Annotated in this window: 16 protein-coding genes; 5 read left to right on the top strand and 11 right to left on the bottom strand. The window is 72.7% G+C overall.

The features are described 5' to 3' along the window. Positions 1 to 293: 293 nt before the first annotated feature. The 4 genes from ACH4SL_RS26585 to ACH4SL_RS26570 form a co-directional block, all read right to left on the bottom strand. Positions 294 to 989 (bottom strand): ABC transporter permease, encoded by a 696-nt coding sequence (locus ACH4SL_RS26585; protein ID WP_398449884.1) that lies wholly within the window; start codon positions 987 to 989, stop codon positions 294 to 296. A 34-nt stretch (positions 990 to 1,023) separates the two neighbouring features. Continuing rightward, positions 1,024 to 1,836 (bottom strand): ABC transporter permease, encoded by an 813-nt coding sequence (locus ACH4SL_RS26580; RefSeq protein ID WP_398449882.1) that lies wholly within the window; start codon positions 1,834 to 1,836, stop codon positions 1,024 to 1,026. Between the two features lie 34 nt (positions 1,837 to 1,870). Beyond that, positions 1,871 to 2,920 carry an ABC transporter ATP-binding protein gene (locus ACH4SL_RS26575; protein ID WP_398449880.1) on the bottom strand — a complete coding sequence of 350 codons (1,050 nt, stop codon included), beginning with the start codon at positions 2,918 to 2,920 and terminating at the stop codon, positions 1,871 to 1,873. Between the two features lie 453 nt (positions 2,921 to 3,373). Next, entirely contained in the window at positions 3,374 to 4,651 is a 1,278-nt protein-coding gene (locus ACH4SL_RS26570) for an NYN domain-containing protein (protein WP_398449878.1), read from the bottom strand. A 281-nt stretch (positions 4,652 to 4,932) separates the two neighbouring features. Here ACH4SL_RS26570 and ACH4SL_RS26565 point away from each other — a divergent pair, with 281 nt between their 5' ends. Further along, positions 4,933 to 5,106: a hypothetical protein gene (locus ACH4SL_RS26565; RefSeq protein ID WP_398449876.1), complete on the top strand. Its 174-nt coding sequence runs from the start codon at positions 4,933 to 4,935 to the stop codon at positions 5,104 to 5,106. 107 nt (positions 5,107 to 5,213) lie between these two features. On the opposite strand, the gene dnaE is transcribed toward ACH4SL_RS26565, so the two are convergent. Then, positions 5,214 to 8,765: a DNA polymerase III subunit alpha gene (dnaE, locus tag ACH4SL_RS26560; RefSeq protein ID WP_398449874.1), complete on the bottom strand. Its 3,552-nt coding sequence runs from the start codon at positions 8,763 to 8,765 to the stop codon at positions 5,214 to 5,216. Between the two features lie 164 nt (positions 8,766 to 8,929). On the opposite strand from dnaE, the gene ACH4SL_RS26555 reads away from it, so the two are divergent. Next, positions 8,930 to 9,649, top strand: a complete 720-nt coding sequence (locus ACH4SL_RS26555; protein WP_398449872.1) for a hypothetical protein — start codon at positions 8,930 to 8,932, stop codon at positions 9,647 to 9,649. Between the two features lie 51 nt (positions 9,650 to 9,700). Next, entirely contained in the window at positions 9,701 to 10,507 is an 807-nt protein-coding gene (locus ACH4SL_RS26550) for a thioredoxin domain-containing protein (RefSeq protein ID WP_398449870.1), read from the top strand. Positions 10,508 to 10,579: 72 nt separating this feature from the next. Here the strand turns inward: ACH4SL_RS26550 and ACH4SL_RS26545 are convergent, their stop codons facing one another. The 6 genes from ACH4SL_RS26545 to ACH4SL_RS26520 form a co-directional block, all read right to left on the bottom strand. After that, positions 10,580 to 11,194, bottom strand: a complete 615-nt coding sequence (locus ACH4SL_RS26545) for a dienelactone hydrolase family protein (protein WP_398449868.1) — start codon at positions 11,192 to 11,194, stop codon at positions 10,580 to 10,582. A 66-nt stretch (positions 11,195 to 11,260) separates the two neighbouring features. Beyond that, positions 11,261 to 12,850: a Na+/H+ antiporter gene (locus tag ACH4SL_RS26540; RefSeq protein ID WP_398449866.1), complete on the bottom strand. Its 1,590-nt coding sequence runs from the start codon at positions 12,848 to 12,850 to the stop codon at positions 11,261 to 11,263. A 131-nt stretch (positions 12,851 to 12,981) separates the two neighbouring features. Next, on the bottom strand, positions 12,982 to 13,449 hold the full coding sequence (locus ACH4SL_RS26535; protein WP_398449864.1) for a GNAT family N-acetyltransferase: 468 nt from the start codon (positions 13,447 to 13,449) through the stop codon (positions 12,982 to 12,984). Beyond that, the gene (locus ACH4SL_RS26530) at positions 13,446 to 14,387 is read right to left on the bottom strand and encodes an RluA family pseudouridine synthase (RefSeq protein ID WP_398449862.1); all 942 of its coding nucleotides are present in this window, start codon (positions 14,385 to 14,387) and stop codon (positions 13,446 to 13,448) included. Before ACH4SL_RS26530 ends, ACH4SL_RS26535 begins: the two co-directional genes overlap by 4 nt. 70 nt (positions 14,388 to 14,457) lie before the next feature. After that, entirely contained in the window at positions 14,458 to 15,045 is a 588-nt protein-coding gene (lspA, locus tag ACH4SL_RS26525) for a signal peptidase II (RefSeq protein ID WP_398449860.1), read from the bottom strand. Positions 15,046 to 15,121: 76 nt separating this feature from the next. Beyond that, positions 15,122 to 15,583, bottom strand: a complete 462-nt coding sequence (locus ACH4SL_RS26520; protein WP_398449858.1) for a TraR/DksA family transcriptional regulator — start codon at positions 15,581 to 15,583, stop codon at positions 15,122 to 15,124. A gap of 1 nt (position 15,584) precedes the next feature. Between ACH4SL_RS26520 and ACH4SL_RS26515 the strand changes: the two genes are divergently transcribed. Together ACH4SL_RS26515 and ileS are read left to right on the top strand one after the other, a co-directional pair. Next, complete coding sequence (locus tag ACH4SL_RS26515; RefSeq protein WP_398449856.1) at positions 15,585 to 15,878, top strand: hypothetical protein; 294 nt, start codon at positions 15,585 to 15,587, stop codon at positions 15,876 to 15,878. Between the two features lie 470 nt (positions 15,879 to 16,348). After that, the gene (ileS, locus tag ACH4SL_RS26510) at positions 16,349 to 19,495 is read left to right on the top strand and encodes an isoleucine--tRNA ligase (RefSeq protein WP_398449854.1); all 3,147 of its coding nucleotides are present in this window, start codon (positions 16,349 to 16,351) and stop codon (positions 19,493 to 19,495) included. The last annotated feature ends 114 nt before the right edge of the window (positions 19,496 to 19,609 follow it).

The following is a 19,609-nucleotide window of genomic DNA, read 5'->3' as shown; positions in this document are numbered from 1 at the left end:
CCTGGCCGCTGGGGCGCCGGGTGAGCGTTTCAGCCTGACGGCTGGGGCGCGGGGTGAGCGTTTTCAGCCTGACGGCTCGGCGCGGGGCGAGCGTTTCAGCCTGACGGCTGGGGCGCCGGGCGAGCGTTTTTAGGGGCGCGGGGAACTGCGCGGCCAGCCACGACGTGCCGTCACGTCGTCACCGGCCCGAAGGGGCAGTTGCTGTCGTTTCCGGACCACCGGCCGGTGGTGGGTTGCTCGCGCAGTTCCCCGCGCCCCTGCGGGGCGCGGGCCCCCCGCAGGGGGGGAGCGGCCTACTCCTCGTCCGCCGGCGGCGGGGGCGGGGTCGCGGGGCCCGCGGCGGCGGGCGGGCCTGCGGACGGGGCCCAGTACGGAGTGAAGGGCTTCTCCTGAGGAGGGGGCTCCGGGGTGTCCCGGGGGCCGAACGCCGAGGTCAGGAGGAGGTGGACGACCATCGCAGCCGCCGGCCAGGCAACGAGCGCGGACTTGGCCCGCAGTTCGAGCGGCGCGTCGAAGACCACCTTCGGCCCCACCCGCATCGCATGCGCAGCGATATTCGTGTCGGGGCCGAGCCATACGCCGATGCGCCAGCCGATGACGGACGCGAGCACGCCGCCCGCCGCGAGGCCGAGGACGACGCCGATCCCGCCCTGCCGCCGACGCCAGAAGACCGCGGCGGCGGTGAGCACCCCGAGGCCCGCGGCGATGAGCGCGAACGTGCCGTCGCCGCCGATCGCCTCCTCGCCCTCGGTGTCCTTGAGGTAGACCGCCTTGCCGTCGGAGATCAGCGGCACCCGCGGCGACAGCCACAGCCACAGCAGGCCGAGCGCGACACCGCAGACGGCGACGAGCACGGCGGTGAGCACGCCCCGGCCCGCCTCGGCGAGCACCTCCTTCCGGAGGTCGCCGCCCTTGCCTGGGTCGCCGTCCGCGCCCGGATGGTGCGGCAGGGGCGACGAGTGGTCGTGGGGAGTCAGCGGAGCGGTCACCCGCCCATCGTGCCAGGTCCGCACCGAGGACGCCTCACCGGCAGGCAGCCCTGCGGTAGGCCCAGGTGGCGACGGCCAGCGAGACGACGCCGACCCCCGCGCACACCGAGAGGTCGGCGGCGACCGCGGCCCAGTCCGTACCGCCGGCGCCGCCGAGGGTACGGGCGAAGGCCTGCACGCCGTACGTGGACGGCAGCAGGTCGCGCACCCAGCGGATGACCTCGGGCAGGTGCGAGGCGGGCAGCACACCGAGCAGCAGCGCAGCGGACATGCCGAGCTGGCCGAGCAGCGTGGCGATCTCCTGCCGGGGCGCGAGCAGCCCGAGCGCGGCGCCGAGCCCGGACAGGGCGGCGCCCGCGAGCGGGATGACGACGGCGAGCACCCACACGGTGGTGAGGGTGAGGTGGAAGAGCACGCAGCCGACCACCGCGGTGAGCACCGTGCCGGGCACGGTGAAGGACGCGTACGCGCCGGCCGCGCCGAGTACGACGGAGGCGGGCGGTACGGGCAGGGTCGCGTAGTGGTCGAGCCCGCCGGACGCGCGGAGCTGGCCGAAGTACTGCGCGAGCAGGTTGAGCGCGACGAAGGCCACGACCAGGACGCTGGACCCGGCGACGACCGCGCGGGCCGCCTCGCCGTCGCCCGCGTCCACGACGCCGCGCATCATGACCATGATGCCGACGGACTGGAAGGTGGCGACGAACAGCAGCGGGATCCGGGCGACCCGCGCCCGTGACAGCTGCGCCCGGTAGACGGCCCCGAAGGCGGGCCACAGCCGCGCCCGCGGCGCGAGCGGCGCCGCCGCCGTCCCCACGGACACGTCCTCGTCCTGCGCGATGACGCTCACGCGGCCCCTCCCGTCGCCGGCGCACCGTAGCGGGTCATGACTTCACCAGGCCCTTCGAGCGGCCGCCCAGGGCCAGGTAGACGTCTTCGAGGCTGGGAGCCGCCAAGGTGACGTCGTCGAGGGCGGCGTAGGCGGGGCCGCCGGTCAGGTCGGCCATGGTCGCGCGGGCGCGGGCGTGCGGGAGGCGCAGCGTCCAGCGGCGGCCCGAGACGTCGGCCAGCGGCTGGAGCGCGGCGACCGCGGGCAGGTCGAGCGGGGGCTCGGTGCGCCACACCAGGTCGAGCCGCACCTCGTCCGCGACCAGCGCGCGCAGGCCCGCGGGGGTGTCGCAGGCGATGACGCGGCCGTGGTCGAGGACCGCGACCCGGTCCAGGACGGTCTCGGCCTCGATGACGTTGTGCGTGACCAGCAGCACGGTGGTGCCGCGCTCGGTCCTGCGGCGGCCGACCGCCGCCCACACCGCGCGGCGTGCGACGGGGTCCATGCCCGTGGTCGGCTCGTCGAGGATCAGCACCGGCCGCTCTCCCACGAGCGTCGCGGCGAAGCACGCCAGGCGGCGCTGGCCGCCGGACAGCCGCTTGATGGGGCGGTCGGCGATCGGGCCGAGCTCCAGCTCGTCCAGGACGGCGTCGCGGGCCGCACGGGCGGCGGCGGTGTCCAGGCCGCGCAGCCGCCCGGTCGTCTCGGCGGCGAGCGAGACGGTCAGCTCGTCGAGCGCGGTGGATTCCTGGCCGAGGTAGCCGATGAGGCGGGAGGCGCGGTCGGGGTGCCGCACCAGATCGTGGCCGAGCACGTCGACACTGCCCGCGTCCGGCCGCAGCAGCCCCGTGAGCTGCCGCACCAGCGTGGTCTTCCCGGCCCCGTTCGGGCCGAGGATCCCGAAGAGCTCGCCACGGCGGACGTCGAGGTCGATCCCGTCGCTGGCCCGCACCGCGGGCACCGCCGGACGCCGGCGCAGCCCGGGGCGGCGTGCCCCGGAACCCGCCGGGTATGTCCTGACCAGACCGCGCACGCTGCACACCGCGTCGCGGGCCGTGGCTGCCGCGGGGGGCGCCTCGTCCTCCGTGCCCGTCTTCACGAACATCGAGATTACGCGGCGCGGTCGGCTTCCGCCGCAACGGGGGTTCCCGCGCCCCTGACCGTACGTCCTCGGCTTCCCGCCGCGGGGGTTGCCCGCGCCTGGCGGCGCGGGGTGCCCCCACCCCCACCACCCGTGCGGGTAGGAGCAAAAGTTGCGGTCTCCCTGTGGGACGCACTCGCCGTCGGGGGCGAACCGTAGTCCCTCACACACTCACCCCCACCGGTAGGCAGCCGCCGACGAGACCTGGGAGGGGGACGGTGCGGGGTGCCCCCGCAGGAATGCGCACGCAAGACCCGCCACCTACCCCCATGACGTCAGACGCGCATTCCGAGGAGGTGCCCCGTGCCGGCACCCGACCCCACCCGCCGGGCCGCCGCGAAGGGGCGCGAGGAACTGCGCGACCAGCCCCCACCAAGGGAAGGTCGCGCGGACCACCGCAAGAGGCAACCCGCCGCGTCACCCCGCCGGCGCCCGCGGCGTCCCCGTACGGGTGTCGACCTCGCGCCAGAACCCCGCCCGGATCGCGTAGCGATCATGCTCGTCGATCTGGTCGTCCTTGTGCGCGAGCAGCCCGAACCGCGCCGCGTACCGCAGCAGCTCGCCGTCGATGCGGTGCGGCACCCGCGGATAGTGCGCGGACAGCTGCTGCAGCTGTCCCGCCTCGCTGATGCGCGCCGTCCAGCGCCGCGCGAAGACCTGCCCGACCTCGTACGGGTCACCGCTCACCGCGGTGATGTCGGCCTCGCGGTCGGCCCACCGCTGCTCCGCGGTGGTGAGCTGGGCGAGCGTGGGAAGGCCGCTGGTGTCGGGGACGTCGGCGGCGCCGCGGTCGGTCCACCCTTTGTCGGAGGACCACCGCAGGGTGGCACTGGGCGCGGGCTGCGACCCGGACGCCGCGGCCGGGGACGCGGGCGCGGGCGCGTGGTGCTTGCCGAAGCCCGCGAGGTCCTTGGGTGTGGGCACGCCCTTGCCGGTGCCGTTGCTGCCGCCGCCCCCCGCGGGAGCGGCCTGCGTGCCGTCGTCGGCCGGCCCGGAGGGGTGTTCGGACGGCGCGGGGTGCGGCTCGGCCGGGGGCGCGGGCGAGGCGGCGCGGTCGGGCAGCGGCGCGGAGAGGATCGCGGCGATCTCGGGGCCGATGTCGGCGCCGAGGGCGCCGTGGCTGCTGCCGGCGGGCGGGCAGACGCCGTCGCGCGCGTGGATCGCCGCGGTGATCCATTCGCGGTCGAGGACGCGCCGCTCGTCGGCCTCGGCGACGAGGTCCTCGGACTGGTTGTAGTCGCCGTCGGCGGCCTGCACGGCCCACAGGTGCACGGCGACGCCGTGCTCCTTGGCGGACATCATGCCGGGCAGCAGGTCGCCGTCGCCGGTGACGAGCACGATGTCGGAGCAGGCCCGGTTGCGGGCCAGCTCGGACAGTTCGGCGTGCATGGCCGCGTCGACGCCCTTCTGCGCCCAGCGGCCGTCCGTACGGGTGAGCGCGCCGAGCCGTACCGTCACCCGGGGCATGACGCGCAGCCGGCGGTGCTCGGGTTGCGGAACCCGGTCGGGCGCCCCGTCGAACCAGTAGATCCGCAGCAGCGGCTGGCCGGTCTCGCGTTCGGCCCTTTCCCGCAGGCCGGCGACGACGGCGGCATGATCGACGACGATCCGGGAACGCGAAGGTTCACCGGCCAGAAGGCTCGCCGCTGCACCCAGCAGATACCCGGCGTCCACCAGGACGACGCAGCGGTCCATATCGCACCTCTTCCGGTCGCCCCCTCGGCAGTGGATCCCCCCAGGTCCCCCCGAGTCTGCCCGAATGCCGGGGCGTTATGAGCCCGAACGCGATCTTCGGCGTGGCGGTGGGCGGTTTTCCGTCACTCGCGGTGCACCCTGCAACGCCAACTGCCCGAAATGCGCGCTTCGTCCCCGCGTGCAAGTCTGATCTCGGCCGCTCGGCCACGAGCCCCCGGGGCGACAAGCCCGCAGGGAGGAAGGCCCCTCGGCCGCCATTTCCCCCAGAGGAAGGCACGACAGTGGCGAAGAACCGCAACCAGAACCCGAACCGCCGCTCCCCGCAGCAGGACCCGCAGCGGTCCTCCTCGGAGGCCCAGGAGCAGGGCCGGAGCCAGCAGTCGGAGGAGCACGCGATGCCGGGTACGACCCAGGTGTCGCGCAAGCACCAGCAGAAGCGGTTCGGCCACAACTGAACCCGCCACGCCGGTAGTACGCGATGACGCGGGGGTGCCCCTCACCGAGGGGCACCCCCGTCCTGCGTTCCGCCCGGAAGGGCACCCGGCCCGCCCGGGAGGGGCGGTCAGCCCGCCTGCTGGCCCGACCCCAGGCACGCCGGGCCCAGCAGCGCCTTGAGGTCGCCGAAGAGCGACGGGTCGGCCGTCACGCGGTGCCGGTCCAGCCGCAGCACCGTGGTGGTGCGGGCGCCCTGCAACCGCACCCGTACCTCGGTGTTGCCCTTGTGGCTCTCCAGCACCTCGCCGAGCCGGGCCACCAGCGGCGGGGTGACCTTGACCGTCGGGATGGAGATGTGCACGGGCGCGTTGGCGCCGACGTCCGACAGGTCGGGGACGGCGAGTTCCATCGCGACCAGCCGCGGGATGTCCTCGCGCTTGTCGAGCCGGCCCTTGACGAAGACCACGGTGTCCTCGACGAGTTGGGTGGAGACCAACTGGTAGGTGGCGGGGAAGAACATGCAGTCCACCGAGCCGCCCAGGTCCTCGACGGTCGCGATGGCCCACGCGTTGCCCTGCTTGGTCATCTTGCGCTGGAGGCCGGAGATGATGCCGCCGATGGTGACGATCGCGCCGTCCGAGTAGTCGCCGGCGAGCGCGGAGACCGCCGCGTCGGCCCGGTCGCCGAGGATGTGCTCGATGCCGAACAGCGGGTGGTCGGAGACGTAGAGGCCGAGCATCTCGCGCTCCTGGGCGAGCAGGTACGTCTTGTCCCACTCGATGTCGGAGAAGACCACGTCCATCCCGAAGGCGGGCCCGTCGTCGCCGCCCTCGTCCATGCCGCCGAAGAGGTCGAACTGCCCCTCCGCCTCCTTGCGTTTGACCTGCACCACGTTGTCGATCATCGGCTCGAAGTGCTCGGTCAGTCCGCGCCGGGTGTGTTCCATGGTGTCGAACGCGCCGGCCTTGATGAGCGACTCGACCGTCCGCTTGTTGCAGACCACCGCCTCGACCTTGTCGAGGAAGTCCGGGAAGGTCGCGTAACGGCCCTTGGACTTGCGGCACTTGACGATGGAGTCGACGACGTTCTGCCCGACGTTGCGGACCGCGGTGAGGCCGAAGACGATCGTGTCGTCGCCGCGCGGGGTGAAGTTGGCGTTGGACTCGTTGACGTCCGGCGGCAGCACCTTGATGCCCATCCGGCGGCACTCGTTGAGGTAGAGCGCCATCTTGTCCTTGTCGTCCTTGACCGAGGTGAGCAGCCCCGCCATGTATTCGGCCGGGTAGTTCGCCTTCAGGTAGGCCGTCCAGTAGGACACCAGGCCGTACGCGGCGGAGTGCGCCTTGTTGAAGGCGTATCCGGCGAAGGGCACCAGCACGTCCCACACGGCCTGGATGGCCTGGTCGGAGTAGCCGCGCTCGCGCATGCCGGCCTGGAAGGGGATGAACTCCTTGTCCAGGACCTCCTTCTTCTTCTTGCCCATCGCGCGGCGCAGCAGGTCGGCCTGGCCGAGCGAATACCCGGCGAGCACCTGGGCGGCCTTCTGCACCTGCTCCTGGTAGACGATCAGGCCGTAGGTGACCTCCAGGACCTCCCGGAGCGGCTCCTCCAGCTCCGGGTGGATGGGGGTGATCTCCTGCTGCTTGTTCTTGCGCAGGGCGTAGTTGATGTGCGAGTTCATGCCCATCGGGCCCGGCCGGTAGAGGGCCGAGACGGCGGAGATGTCCTCGAAGTTGTCGGGCTTCATCATGCGCAGCAGGGCGCGCATGGGGCCGCCGTCGAACTGGAAGACGCCGAGCGTGTCACCGCGGGAGAGCAGCGCGTACGTGTTGGGGTCGTCGAGCGGCAGCGCGAGCAGGTCGATGTCGATGCCCTTGTTGGCCTTGATCGACTTGACCGCGTCGTCCATGATCGTCAGGTTGCGCAGGCCCAGGAAGTCCATCTTCAGCAGGCCGAGCGACTCGCAGCTCGGGTAGTCCCACTGCGTGACGACCGCGCCGTCGTTCTTCGGCGAGAAGATCGGCACATGGTCGATGAGCGGTTCGGCGGACATGATCACGCCGGCGGCGTGCACGCCCATCTGCCGGACCAGCCCCTCGATGCCGCGCGCGGCGTCGATGACCTTCGTCACGTCCGGCTCGTTCTCGTACATCGACCGGACCTCGCCGGCCTCGCTGTAGCGGGGGTGGTCCTTGTCGGTGATGCCGGACAGCGGGATGCCCTTGCCGAGCACGTCGGCGGGCATCGCCTTGGTGATCCGGTCACCCATCGAGAACGGGTAGCCCAGCACGCGGGCGGAGTCCTTGATCGCGGCCTTGGCCTTGATGGTGCCGTAGGTGGCGATCTGGGCGACCTTGTCGGAGCCGTACTTCTCGGTCACGTAGCGGATGACCTCGCCGCGCCTGCGCTCGTCGAAGTCGATGTCGACGTCGGGCATCGAGATGCGCTCGGGGTTGAGGAACCGCTCGAAGATCAGGCCGTGCGGGACGGGGTCGAGGTCGGTGATGCCCATCGCGTAGGCGACGATCGAGCCGGCCGCGGAGCCGCGGCCGGGGCCGACGGCGATGCCGTTGTTCTTCGCCCACATGATGAAGTCGGCGACGACCAGGAAGTAGCCGGGGAACCCCATCTGGATGATGGTGTCCATCTCGTACTCGGCGAGCTTCTGCCGGTCCTCGGGGATTCCGCCGGGGAAGCGCCGGGCCATGCCGCGGGCGACCTCCTCGCGGAACCAGGTGACCTCGGTGTAGCCGTCGGGCACGTCGAACTTGGGCATCAGGTTCTGGAACTTGAACATGCCTTCGGTGTCGACGCGCTCGGCGATCAGCAGCTGGCTGTTGCGGCAGCCCTCCTGCCAGGCGTCGGACGAGTCGATCGCGTACATCTCGGCGGCCGACTTCAGGTAGTAGCCGGAGCCGTCGAACTTGAAGCGGTCCGGGTCGGACATGTTCGAGCCGGTCTGGATGCACAGCAGCGTGTCGTGCGCCGCGGACTCCTGCGCGTACGTGTAGTGCGAGTCGTTGGTGACGACGAAGGGCGCCTGGAGCTTCTTGGCGATCTCCTCGAGACCGGCGCGGGCCCGGCGGTCGATGTCGATGCCGTGGTCCATGATCTCGACGAAGAAGTTCTCCTTGCCGAAGATGTCCTGGTATTCCCCGGCGGCCTTGATCGCCTCGTCCATCTGCCCGAGCCGGATGCGGGTGGAGATCTCGCCGGACGGGCAGCCGGTGGTGCCCATGAGGCCCTCGGCGTATTCGCTGAGCAGCTCGCGGTCCATCCGGGGCTTGCGGAAATACCCCTCGAAGGCGGCGCGGGACTGCGCGCGGAAGAGGTTGTGCAGGCCGGTGCTGTTGCGCGCCCAGATCGTCATGTGGGTGTACGCGCCCGCACCGGACACGTCGTCGCCCTTCTGGTGCGGGGCGCCCCACTTGACGGGCTTGGCGTAGCGGCGGGACTCGGGCGCCAGATACGCCTCGATGCCCAGGACCGGGGTGACCCCGGCGTCCTTGGCCTGGTGGAAGAAGTCGTAGGCGCCGTGCAGATTCCCGTGGTCGGTGATGGCCACATGGCTCATCCCCATCTCGTTGCACGCCTTGAACATGTCCTTCAGTCGCGCCGCTCCGTCCAGCAGCGAGTACTGGGTGTGGACGTGCAGGTGAGCGAAGGGCTGATCGGTCAAGGCGCGACACCTCCGGCGGGGAACGGACCACCGGGAAACGGTTGTCCGGCGGCGTCGGTGAGTCTACGACCCGGCGCCGACATCCGAGGGCCGCCGCCGGGTGTCCGCGGAATCCGGCACACCTTAGGTCACGCATACAGGTTCCCGTGGCACACTCTGCTCCCATGGAGGAGATACGGCCGCAAGCGCTGCGGGCGCTGAGAGCGCTGCGCGCTGCCGTCTTCGCCGCACTCTGCGTCACCCTCGCCTCCACCTCGCACGTCCTGATGGCCAAGGCGCCGCTGCCGCTGCCCGCGGTCGCCGGTGCCTTCGCCGCCGTCTTCGGTCTCGCGTATCTCGTCACGGCGCGGCCGGAGTGCGGCTTCTGGGCCCTGGCCGGCCTGATGGTGCCGATGGAGCTGGCCCTGGACACCCTGCTGACCACCGGGCAGCAGGCCTGCTACGGGCCGGCCGGCGGTCCGGTGACCGGCTCGTGGCGCTCCTTCAACGAGGCGGTGCTCTGCCACGGCCACGTCGGCCCCGAGCACGCCGCGACGTTCGCCTCCTCGGTGGCCGCGGTCCCGGGCGGCGCCCAGGGCACGGCCGCCGTCGCCTCCGCGGGGGCGCTGCCCTGGCTGCTGCTGGCCGTGCACGTCGTGGCGGGGCTGCTCGCCTCGTTCTGGCTGCGGCGCGGTGAGGCCGCGCTCGGCCGGCTGGTGCGCGCCGCCGTGCTGGCCGCCTTCCGCCCGCTGCTGCTGGCCGTGGCCGCCGTCCGCGGCGCCCTGGCCGCCGGGCCGCGCCGCACCCCGCGGGCCGCCCGCGGCACGGTGCCCGGCCGGCCCGCCGGCCACCGGCTGCAGCACGCCGTCGTACGCCGTGGTCCGCCCGTCCCGGTCGCTCTCTGACCGCAGGACCGGCACACCCCACACCCACACGCGTATCCACGGAGATCTGTCATGAGCCAGCGCAACAGCAAGACCGCCAAGGCCGCGGCCCGCGAGCGGCTGCGTATCCAGCGCGAGAAGGAAGCCAAGCGCGCCAAGGTCCGCCGCCAGCTGCTGGTCGGCGGCGGCGTCATCGCCCTGGTGGCGATAGCCGGCGGCGTCGCCTACGCCGTGAACGAGATGAACAAGCCCAGCTACTGGTCGCAGGCGGCCAAGAACAAGCTGGTCAAGCCCGCGAACACGTCGGGCACCGACGGCACCACGATCATCGTCGGCGACCCGAAGAACAAGAACGTCGTCAAGGAGTACGAGGACCTGCGCTGCCCGATCTGCGCCGGTTACGAGCAGGCCGCGGGCGACGCGGTGCTGCAGGGTGCCAAGGACGGCAAGTACCAGATCGACTACACCTTCGCGACCTTCATCGACAACCACGACAACGGCCAGGGCTCCAAGCGCGCGCTTAGCGCCCTCGGCGCCGCCCTGAACATCTCGGTGGACGCCTTCGAGCAGTACCACAAGGCGCTCTACGCCGAGAAGAACCACCCCGACGAGACCAAGGACGACTACAAGAACGCCGACAAGCTCATCTCGGTCGCCCAGCAGGTCCCCGCGCTCAAGGGCAACGCCAAGTTCTCCGACGCGGTCAAGAAGGGCACCTTCGACCGCTGGGCGCTGGCGATGAGCGACAAGTACAACCACTCGTCGTCCGACGTGCAGAACGGCGGCACCCCGTACGTCCTGGTCAACGGCACCCCGGTGAAGGTGCCGGGGCTGACCTCGGACCAGGTCGTGCAGGCCTTCGCCGCCCAGCTCAAGTAGTGGCGCGGCTGACGTAGCCGGCTGACGGGAGCGGCCGGGCGGGGAGACCCCCGCCCGGCCGCTCCGCCGTCCTCAGGCCTCCAGCTCCCGGAGGAAGTCCAGCGCGACCGCCCAGGTGCGCTCCGCCGCCTCGGCGTCGTGGTCGGGCAGCTCCGGGTCGGTGAAGAGGTGGCCGGCGCCGCGGTAGCGGTGGACCTCCACGTCGGCGCCGGCCCGGCGCATCCGCAGATACCAGGCGTTCAGCCAGTCGTCCGGCTCGAAGGGATCCGGGTCGGCGACGTGCAGCTGCACGGGGATGTCGGTGGCCGCGTCGTCGGCGATGTCGGAGGTGCCGTGCAGGAGCAGCAGCCCGCGGGCCTTCTCGTCGCCGAGCGCCAGGTTCTGCGCGATCGAGCCGCCGAGCGAGAGGCCGGCGTAGACCGTGCCGCCCTCGGAGTACGGGGCCGCGGCCGCCACGGCGCGGCGCAGCAGTTCGTCGCGGCCGATCTCGTCCCGCAGCGCGAGGCCGTCCTCGGCGGTGTCCGCCGTCCGGCCGTCGTACAGGTCGGGCGCGACCACCTCGTGGCCCGCGGCCCGCAGCCGCTCCGCGGCGTCCCGCACGGCGGGCCGCAGCCCGTACATGGAGTGGAAGAGGACGATCGTCACGGCGGCTCCCTCGCTTCTGCCTGCTGCGCCTTGCGCGTCCATCGTGCCAGCCCGCACCGACAGGCCCGCACCCGCGAGCCCCGCCCGGCGGCCCGGTGTCCCGGCCGGTCAGCCGCGCATCGAGCGCAGGTCCAGGTGCCGCAGCACCCGGTCGACGACCTCCGGGTCGTTGCCCGGTTCGCTGCGCGCGGCCAGCACCTCGTGGCGGGCGGCGGACATCATGTCGTCCTGGATCCGGCGCAGCGACCTGACGCGCTTGAGCCGGCGCGCGTGCGACTCGCGCCGCTCCTCGTCGACGATGTCCGGCGAGATGCGCGCGCCCAGGTCGAAGGCCCGCCGGTGCAGTACCTCCGACAGCTCCTCGTCGATCGGCTCGTTCTGCTCGATCTCCCTGAGCCGGTCGCGCGCCGCGGCCATCGCGCGGACCGCCAGCTCGTGCTCCAGCTCGTGCTCGGCGTCGATGTCGCTGCTCACCCCGAGCGTCCTGACCAGCCAGGGCAGCGTGAGCCCTTGCAGGACGAGGGTGGCCAGCACCACGGCGAAGGCGATGAAGAGCAGTTCCGGGCGGGCCGGGAAGGCGCCCGCGTGGTCGGTCTCCAGCGGGATCGCGAGCGCCAGCGCGACCGACGCCACCCCGCGCATCCCCGACCACCACATGACGACGGTCTCCCGCCAGGTCATCGGGATGTCCTCGTCCATGTCGCGCAGCGTGTGCAGCCGCCGGGCCACCCACGCGGCGGGCAGCAGCCACAGGAGCCGCACCCCGACGACCACGGCGACGACGAGCAGGGCGTCGCGCGTCATCGGGCCCCAGTTGCCGGCGCCGACGCTGAAGACGTGGTGCAGTTCCAGGCCGATGAGGCCGAAGGCGATCCCGGTGACCAGGGTGTCGATGATCTGCCAGAAGGTGGTGCCGGCCAGCCGCGCGGTCACGTCGTCGGCCTCGAAGGCGTTTTCGGCGAGGAAGAGCCCGCTGGTCAGCACCGCGAGCACGCCCGATCCGGACAGCTCCTCGGCGATGGCGTACGAGGCGAAGGGCACCAGCAGCGACAGCCCGATCTGCAGCGTCGGGTCGCCCACCACGCCCATGAGCTTGTTGGCGCCCCAGCCGAGCACCAGCCCCACCGCGACCGCGACGACCGCGGAGAGCACGAACTCCAGCAGCGCGTGGCCCACCGAGAAGTGCCCGGACACCGCCGCGTCGACGGCCACGTGGTAGAGCACGATCGCCGTGACGTCGTTGAAGAGCCCCTCGCCCTCCAGGATCGAGATCATGCGGCGCGGCAGCCCGAGGCGGCCGGCCACCGCGGTCGCCGCGACCGGATCGGGCGGTGCGACGAGCGCGCCCAGCGTGAAGGCCGCGGCCACCGTGATGCCCGGCACCACCGCGTCCACGACCGCGGCCACCGCCGTGGTCGTGACGAAGACCAGCGCCACGGCCAGCAGGAAGATCGCCCGCCGGTTGGCCGCGAACTGCCGCCACGAGGTGCGCTGCACCGCGGCGTACAGCAGCGGCGGGAGCAGCAGCGGCAGGATGAAATCCGGGTCGATCCGGACGTTGGGGACCTGCGGGATCAGCGCCAGGATCCCGCCGAACAGCGTCATGAGCACCGGCGCGGGCAGCCCCAGCCGGTCGCCGAGCGGCACCGTCACGACGGCCGCGAGCATGAGCGAGAAGAACAGGGCGAGCTGGTCCACGCCCGCCAGCGTGCCTTGCGGGGTGCGTTACGGCCGCGGGGCGCGCCGCAGGCCGCCCGAGCGATCCCCCGCGCCGCCGCGGCGGCGCCGCGCGCCCCGAACGGCCGTACGGGCCCGGGACCCGCGCGGCTTCAGGGGCGCCAGGTGCGGCGCATCGCGCGGTGGGCGATCCCGGCGTCTTGGAACCGCGGGCCGTACGCGGTGTAGCCGAGCTTCTCGTAGAAGCCGATCGCGTGGACCTGGGCCTCCAGGTAGACGCCCGTCAGGCCCAGCCGTGCGGCCTCCTCCTCCAGCGCCCGCACCAGCAGCGCGCCCAGGCCCGTACCGCGGGCGGCCTTCAGCACCGCGAGCCGGCCGAGCACCGCCAGCTGCTCGTCGCCGCCGTTCTTCGCCGCGGCGTCCGCGCCGAGCAGCAGCCGCCCGGTGCCGCCGCCCTCGGCGAGCGCGTGCACGGCCCGGCCGTCCTTGCCGTCCCACTCCAGCTCCGCGGGCACGCCCTGCTCGACCACGAAGACCTCGTGCCGGACGGCGTGCACGGCGGCCATGCCCGCGGTGTCGTCGGCGGCGACGATCCGCACCGCGGTCACCGGCGCGGTCACCGGCTCTCCGCCCGCACCGTCTCCAGCGCGTGTTCCAGGTCCGGCGGGTATTCGCTGCTGAACTCCACCCACGAGCCGTCCGCCGGGTGCTCGAAGCCCAGCTGCTTGGCGTGCAGCCACTGCCGGGTCAGGCCCAGCCGGCGGGCCATCGTCGGGTCGGCGCCGTAGGTGATGTCGCCGACGCAGGGGTGGCGGTGCGCGGACATGTGCACCCGGATCTGGTGGGTGCGGCCCGTCTCCAGCTTGATGTCCAGCAGGCTGGCCGAGCGGAAGGCCTCGATCAGGTCGTAGTGCGTCACCGACGGCTTGCCGTCCGCGACGACCGCCCACTTGTAGTCGTGCGTGGGGTGCCGCCCGACCGGCGCGTCGATGGTGCCGCTCAGCGGGTCCGGGTGCCCCTGGACGAGCGCGTGGTAGCGCTTGTCGACGACCCGCTCGCGGAACTGCTGCTTGAGCAGGCTGTAGGCGTTCTCGGACTTCGCCACGACCATGAGCCCGGACGTCCCGACGTCCAGCCGGTGCACGATCCCCTGCCGCTCGGCGGCGCCGGAGGTGGCGATGCGGTAGCCCGCCGCGGCCAGCCCGCCGATCACGGTCGGCCCGGACCACCCCGGACTCGGGTGCGCGGCCACCCCCACGGGCTTCATGACCACCACGACGTCGTCGTCGTCGTACACGATCTCCATGCCCTCCACGGGCTCCGCGACGACCCGCACGGGGGCCGCGGGCGCGGGCATCTCGACCTCAAGCCACGCGCCGCCGTGCACCCGCTCGGACTTCCCGGCGAGCGCGCCGTCCAGCGACACCTTGCCGCCCGCGGCGAGCTCGGCGGCCCTGGTCCTGGAGAAGCCGAACATACGGGCGAGGGCGGCGTCGAGACGCTCGCCCTCCAGGCCGTCGGGCACGGGCAACGAGCGGACTTCCGGTGCGGTACTCACCCATTGAGTATGCCGGACCCGCCGGGCCCCGGGCCCCGCTCCCTCCCGCCCCCGTGCGGGGGCCGGGCCGTCAGTCGCGGTGGCGGGTGCCGTCGGGGTCGATGCCGAGGAAGGACAGCAGGACGATCAGCACGCCGCCGCAGGTGATCGCCGAGTCGGCGAGGTTGAAGACCGCGAAGTGCTCGGGGGCGATGAAGTCCACGACGTGGCCCTGGAGGCCGCCGGGCGCGCGGAAGACGCGGTCCGTGAGGTTGCCGAACGCGCCGCCGAGCAGCAGGCCGAGGGCGACGGCCCAGGGCGTGCTGCGCAGGCGGCGGGACAGCCGGGCGATGACCACGATCACACCGGCCGCGACCATGGTGAAGACGATCGTCATGCCCTGGCCCATACCGAAGGCGGCGCCGCCGTTGCGGAGGGCGTCGAGCCGCAGGTAGTGCCCGAGCAGGTCGACCGAGTCGTGCCCTTCGAGGCTCTTGACGACCCAGAGCTTCGTCAGCAGGTCCAGCACGTACGCGAAGGCCGCGACGCCTGCCAGCACGAGGATGAGGCGCTTGCGGACCGCCGCGGGCGCGGGCTCGGGCAGGTCGGCGGCGGGCTCGTCCGTCCGCTCCGGGGCGTCGTCGTCCGGCGTGATGATGGTGCGCTCCGCTTCCGCCACGTGGTCCCTCAGCCCTCAGCACGTACGGGCCGGTGCGCCCGCCTGTGACGAGGGTACGGCACCGGCCCCGCAGGGGTCATCGCCGCTCTTGGCGCTGCTTGTCGTCCAGGCAGAGGGTGGCGCGCGGGAAGGCCTGCATCCTGGCCTTGCCGATCGGGTTGCCGCACACCTCGCACAGCCCGTACGTGCCCTCGTCGAGGCGCCGCAGGGCGTGCTCGGCCTGCTGGAGGGTGTCGCGGGTGTTGGCGGCGAGCGCCAGCTCGTACTCCCGGCTGATGTTCTTCGCGCCGGTGTCGGCCTCGTCGCCGCCGCTGTCGGCGCCGTCCCGCAGCAGGCCGGCGACGGCCTGCGCGGAGGACTCGATCTCGGCCCGCAGCCGGTCGACCTCACCGGTCAGCTCCGCGCGGGCCTCCGCGACCTCCTCGGGCGTCCACGGGTCCTCCCCGGGCAGGACCGCGAGGTCCTCGGCCCCGGCCGCGCCGCGCGCCGCAGGGACGCCGCTCGCGGCCGTACCGGCCGCCGTCTTCTCCACACCCACAGTGCCAGCTCCTGTCTCGGGCCCGTCACGACCGGCGCGCTCGTCGCTCACCGGTTTCTTCCCGGCCGCGGCCTTCTTCCCACCTGCGGGGGCGGCCGAAGCTCTCCGCTCCGCGGCGGTCTTCCCGGCCGGCGCCTCGGCGGCAGCCTTCTCCGCCGTCTTCCCGGCTGCTTTCCCGGCCGTTTTCCTCGCCGTCTTCCTGGCCGTCTTCTTGGCGGTCTTCCTCGCGGGCGGTTCCGCCGGCTCGTCCGCCGACTCCTTCACGGCCATGACCGCGACCCCTTCGCAACGTTGAGCTTCCTCGTCCTGCCCAGCTCACCGCCGGGTATTCCGGTACATGGCGCAACGATGCGCGACACCCGCCGCCCCGGCGCGCGGGGCAGGGCATTCGGGTCAGCGGGCCGGCGGCCGCGCGGCCGGCGGGCGGCCGCGGGAAACCCGGCGGCGCGGGCCGGCGCGCGGCCGTACACTGAGCGGCAGCGAACAGGCGTGGATGGGACGAGTAGCGCCGCACGCAGCCGAGAGCGACCCGGGGACGGTGGAAGCCCGGGGGTGTGCGCGGGGTGAAGATCAGCCCGGAGCCGCCGGAGGAAAACCCGCGGGGCCGCAGTACCGGCCGCCGGGTGAGTAGAACCGGCGTCGCTGACCCCAATGAGGGGGCGGTGGGAAGTCCTCCACCGCCAAGAAGGGTGGTACCGCGGGAGCGCTCCGGCGTCCTCGTCCCTTCGACGGAGTGTCCCAGCGTCCGCCGGAGGAAAGTCCGCGATGAGCCCGACCAGCCAGCCGCAGTATCGCCAGGTGCCCGCGCAGGTCGACCTGCCCGCCCTCGAACACGAGGTACTGGAGCTGTGGCGCGAGCGCAGGACGTTCGCCCGCTCCGTGGAGCAGACCCGCGGGCTGCCCGACTGGATCTTCTACGAGGGCCCGCCGACCGCGAACGGCATGCCCGGCGCCCACCACATCGAGGCCCGGGTCTTCAAGGACGTCTTCCCGCGCTTCAAGACGATGCAGGGCCACCACGTGACCCGCAAGGCGGGCTGGGACTGCCACGGCCTGCCCGTGGAGCTGGCCGTCGAGAAGGAGCTGGGCTTCACCGGCAAGCAGGACATCGAGGCGTACGGCATCGCGGAGTTCAACGCCCGCTGCCGCGCGTCGGTGACCCGGCACACCGACGCCTTCGCCGAGCTGACCACCCGCATGGGCTACTGGGTGGACCTGGACGACGCCTACCGCACGATGGACCCGGAGTACGTCGAGTCGGTGTGGTGGTCGCTCAAGCAGATCTTCGACAAGGGCCTGCTGGTGCAGGACTACCGGGTCGCCCCCTGGTGCCCGCGCGACCAGACCGGCCTGTCGGACCACGAGCTGGCGCAAGGCTACGAGACGGTCGTCGACCCGTCCGTCTACGTCCGCTTCCCGCTCACGAGCGGCCCGCTCGCCGGGCGCGCGGCGCTGCTGGTGTGGACGACCACGCCGTGGACGCTGGTGTCCAACACCGCGGTCGCCGCGCACCCGGACGTCCGCTACGTGGTGGCCACCGACGGCAGCGAGCAGCTCGTCGTCGCCGAGCCGCTGCTCGGCAAGGCCCTGGGCGAAGGCTGGGAGCCGACCGGTGAGACCTTCACCGGCCGCGAGATGGAGCGCTGGACGTACGAGCGGCCCTTCACCCTCGTCGACATCCCGGACGCGCACTTCGTCCTCAACGCCGACTACGTCACCACCGAGGACGGCACGGGCCTGGTCCACCAGTCCCCCGCCTTCGGCGAGGACGACCTCAAGGCCTGCCGCGCCTACGGCCTGCCGGTGGTCAACCCGGTGCGCCGGGACGGCACCTTCGAGCCCGAGGTGCCGCTGGTCGGCGGGGTCTTCTTCAAGAAGGCCGACGAGGCGCTGGTCGCCGAGCTGACCGCGACCGGCAGGCTCTTCCGGCACGTGCCCTACGAGCACAGCTACCCGCACTGCTGGCGCTGCCACACCGCGCTGCTCTACTACGCGCAGCCGTCCTGGTACATCAGGACCACCGCGGTCAAGGACGCGCTGCTGCGCGAGAACGAGCGCACCACCTGGTACCCGGAGTCGGTCAAGCACGGCCGCTTCGGCGACTGGCTGGACAACAACGTCGACTGGGCGCTGTCCCGCAGCCGTTACTGGGGCACCCCGCTGCCGATCTGGCGCTGCGAGGAGGACCACCTCACCTGCGTCGGCTCGCTGGCCGAGCTGGGCGAGCTGACCGGCACCGACCAGTCGGGCCTGGACCCGCACCGCCCGTACATCGACGACGTCACCTTCCCGTGCGGCCGCTGCGGCGGCACCGCGACCCGGGTGCCCGAGGTCATCGACGCCTGGTACGACTCGGGGTCGATGCCCTTCGCGCAGTGGGGCTACCCGTACCGCAACAAGGACGTCTTCGAGCGCACCTACCCCGCGCAGTTCATCTCCGAGGCGATCGACCAGACCCGCGGCTGGTTCTACACGCTGATGGCCGTCGGCACCCTGGTCTTCGACCGCTCCGCGTACGAGAACGTGGTGTGCCTGGGCCACATCCTCGCCGAGGACGGCCGCAAGATGTCCAAGCACCTCGGCAACATCCTGGAGCCCATCCCGCTCATGGACCAGCACGGCGCCGACGCGGTGCGCTGGTTCATGGCCGCCGGCGGCTCCCCGTGGGCCGCCCGCCGGGTCGGGCACGGCACCATCCAGGAGGTCGTGCGCAAGACGCTGCTCACGTACTGGAACACCGTCGCCTTCCAGGCCCTCTACGCCCGTACGTCCGGCTGGGCGCCCTCCGCGTCCGACCCGGCCGTCGCGGACCGCCCGCTGCTGGACCGCTGGCTGGTCGGCGAGCTCAACGTGCTGGTGCGGAACGTCACCGAGGCGCTGGAGTCCTTCGACACCCAGCGCGCCGGCAAGCTGCTGTCCGCCTTCGTCGACGACCTGTCCAACTGGTACGTGCGCCGCTCCCGGCGCCGCTTCTGGCAGGGCGACGCGGCCGCGCTGCGCACCCTGCACGACGTGGTCGAGACGGTGACCCGGCTGATGGCGCCGCTGGTGCCGTTCATCACCGAGCGGGTCTGGCAGGACCTCGTGGTGCCCGTCGTGCCGGACGCGCCGGACTCCGTCCACCTCGCGACCTGGCCGGTCGCCGACGAGGCGCTCGTCGACCCGGCGCTGTCCACCCGCATGCAGCTGGTGCGCCGGCTGGTGGAGCTGGGCCGCGCGACGCGTGCCGAGTCCGGCGTCAAGACCCGGCAGCCGCTGCGCCGCGCGCTCGTCGCCGCCGCGGGCTTCGAGGACCTCACCGAGGAGCTGCGCGCGCAGATCGCCGACGAGCTCAACGTCTCCTCGCTGGCGTCCCTCTCCGAGGTCGGCGGCTCGCTGGTGGACGCCAGCGCGAAGGCCAACTTCCGGGTGCTGGGCAGGCGGTTCGGCAAGGGCGTCCAGGCGGTCGCCGCCGCCGTGGCCGCCGCGGACGCGGCCGCGCTCTCCGCGCAGCTACGCGAGGGCGGGGTGACCTCGGTGGTCGTCGACGGGGAGACCGTCGAGCTGTCCCCGGAAGAGGTCATCATCACCGAGACCCCGCGCGAGGGCTGGTCGGTGGCCTCGGACTCCGGCGCCACGGTCGCCCTCGACCTGGAGATCACCCCCGAGCTGCGGCTCGCGGGCCTCGCCCGCGACGTCATCCGCCTCGTCCAGGAGGCCCGCAAGAACAGCGGGCTCGACGTGGCCGACCGGATCGCCGTCCGCTGGACGACGTCCGACCCCGAGCTCGCCGCCGCGCTCGCGGCGCACGCGCCACTCATCTCGGAGGAGGTCCTTGCCGTCGACTTCGCGGAGGGCGCCCCCTCCGAGGGCTTCGGCACCCCCTTCACGGACGAGCCCCTGTCCCTCTCCTTCTCCTTGCGGAGGGCGTGAGCAAGGGCCCCGTAGGGGCGCGGGGAACTGCGCGACAAGCCCCCACCGGGGCGCGGGTCGGATACCGACCCAAAGGGTCGCTTCGGTTCGATCCGGACCACCGGCCGGCGGGTG

This window comes from Streptomyces sp. NPDC021020, from assembly GCF_044333285.1.
In the GTDB taxonomy this organism is placed as follows: Bacteria; Actinomycetota; Actinomycetes; order Streptomycetales; family Streptomycetaceae; genus Actinacidiphila.
The sequence above is the reverse complement of the archived record's forward strand: the minus strand, read 5'-3'. Positions and strand labels throughout refer to the sequence as shown.

Bases quoted from the DNA above. Each gene is read 5' to 3' on its own strand.
- ACH4SL_RS26545 (WP_398449868.1), bottom strand. From the start codon at position 11,194: ATGGACGCGCAAGGCGCAGCAGGCAGAAGCGAGGGAGCCGCCGTGACG.
- ACH4SL_RS26550 (WP_398449870.1), top strand. From the start codon at position 9,701: ATGAGCCAGCGCAACAGCAAGACCGCCAAGGCCGCGGCCCGCGAGCGG.
- ACH4SL_RS26555 (WP_398449872.1), top strand. From the start codon at position 8,930: ATGGAGGAGATACGGCCGCAAGCGCTGCGGGCGCTGAGAGCGCTGCGC.
- ACH4SL_RS26575 (WP_398449880.1), bottom strand. From the start codon at position 2,920: ATGTTCGTGAAGACGGGCACGGAGGACGAGGCGCCCCCCGCGGCAGCC.
- ileS (WP_398449854.1), top strand. From the start codon at position 16,349: ATGAGCCCGACCAGCCAGCCGCAGTATCGCCAGGTGCCCGCGCAGGTC.
- ACH4SL_RS26570 (WP_398449878.1), bottom strand. From the start codon at position 4,651: ATGGACCGCTGCGTCGTCCTGGTGGACGCCGGGTATCTGCTGGGTGCA.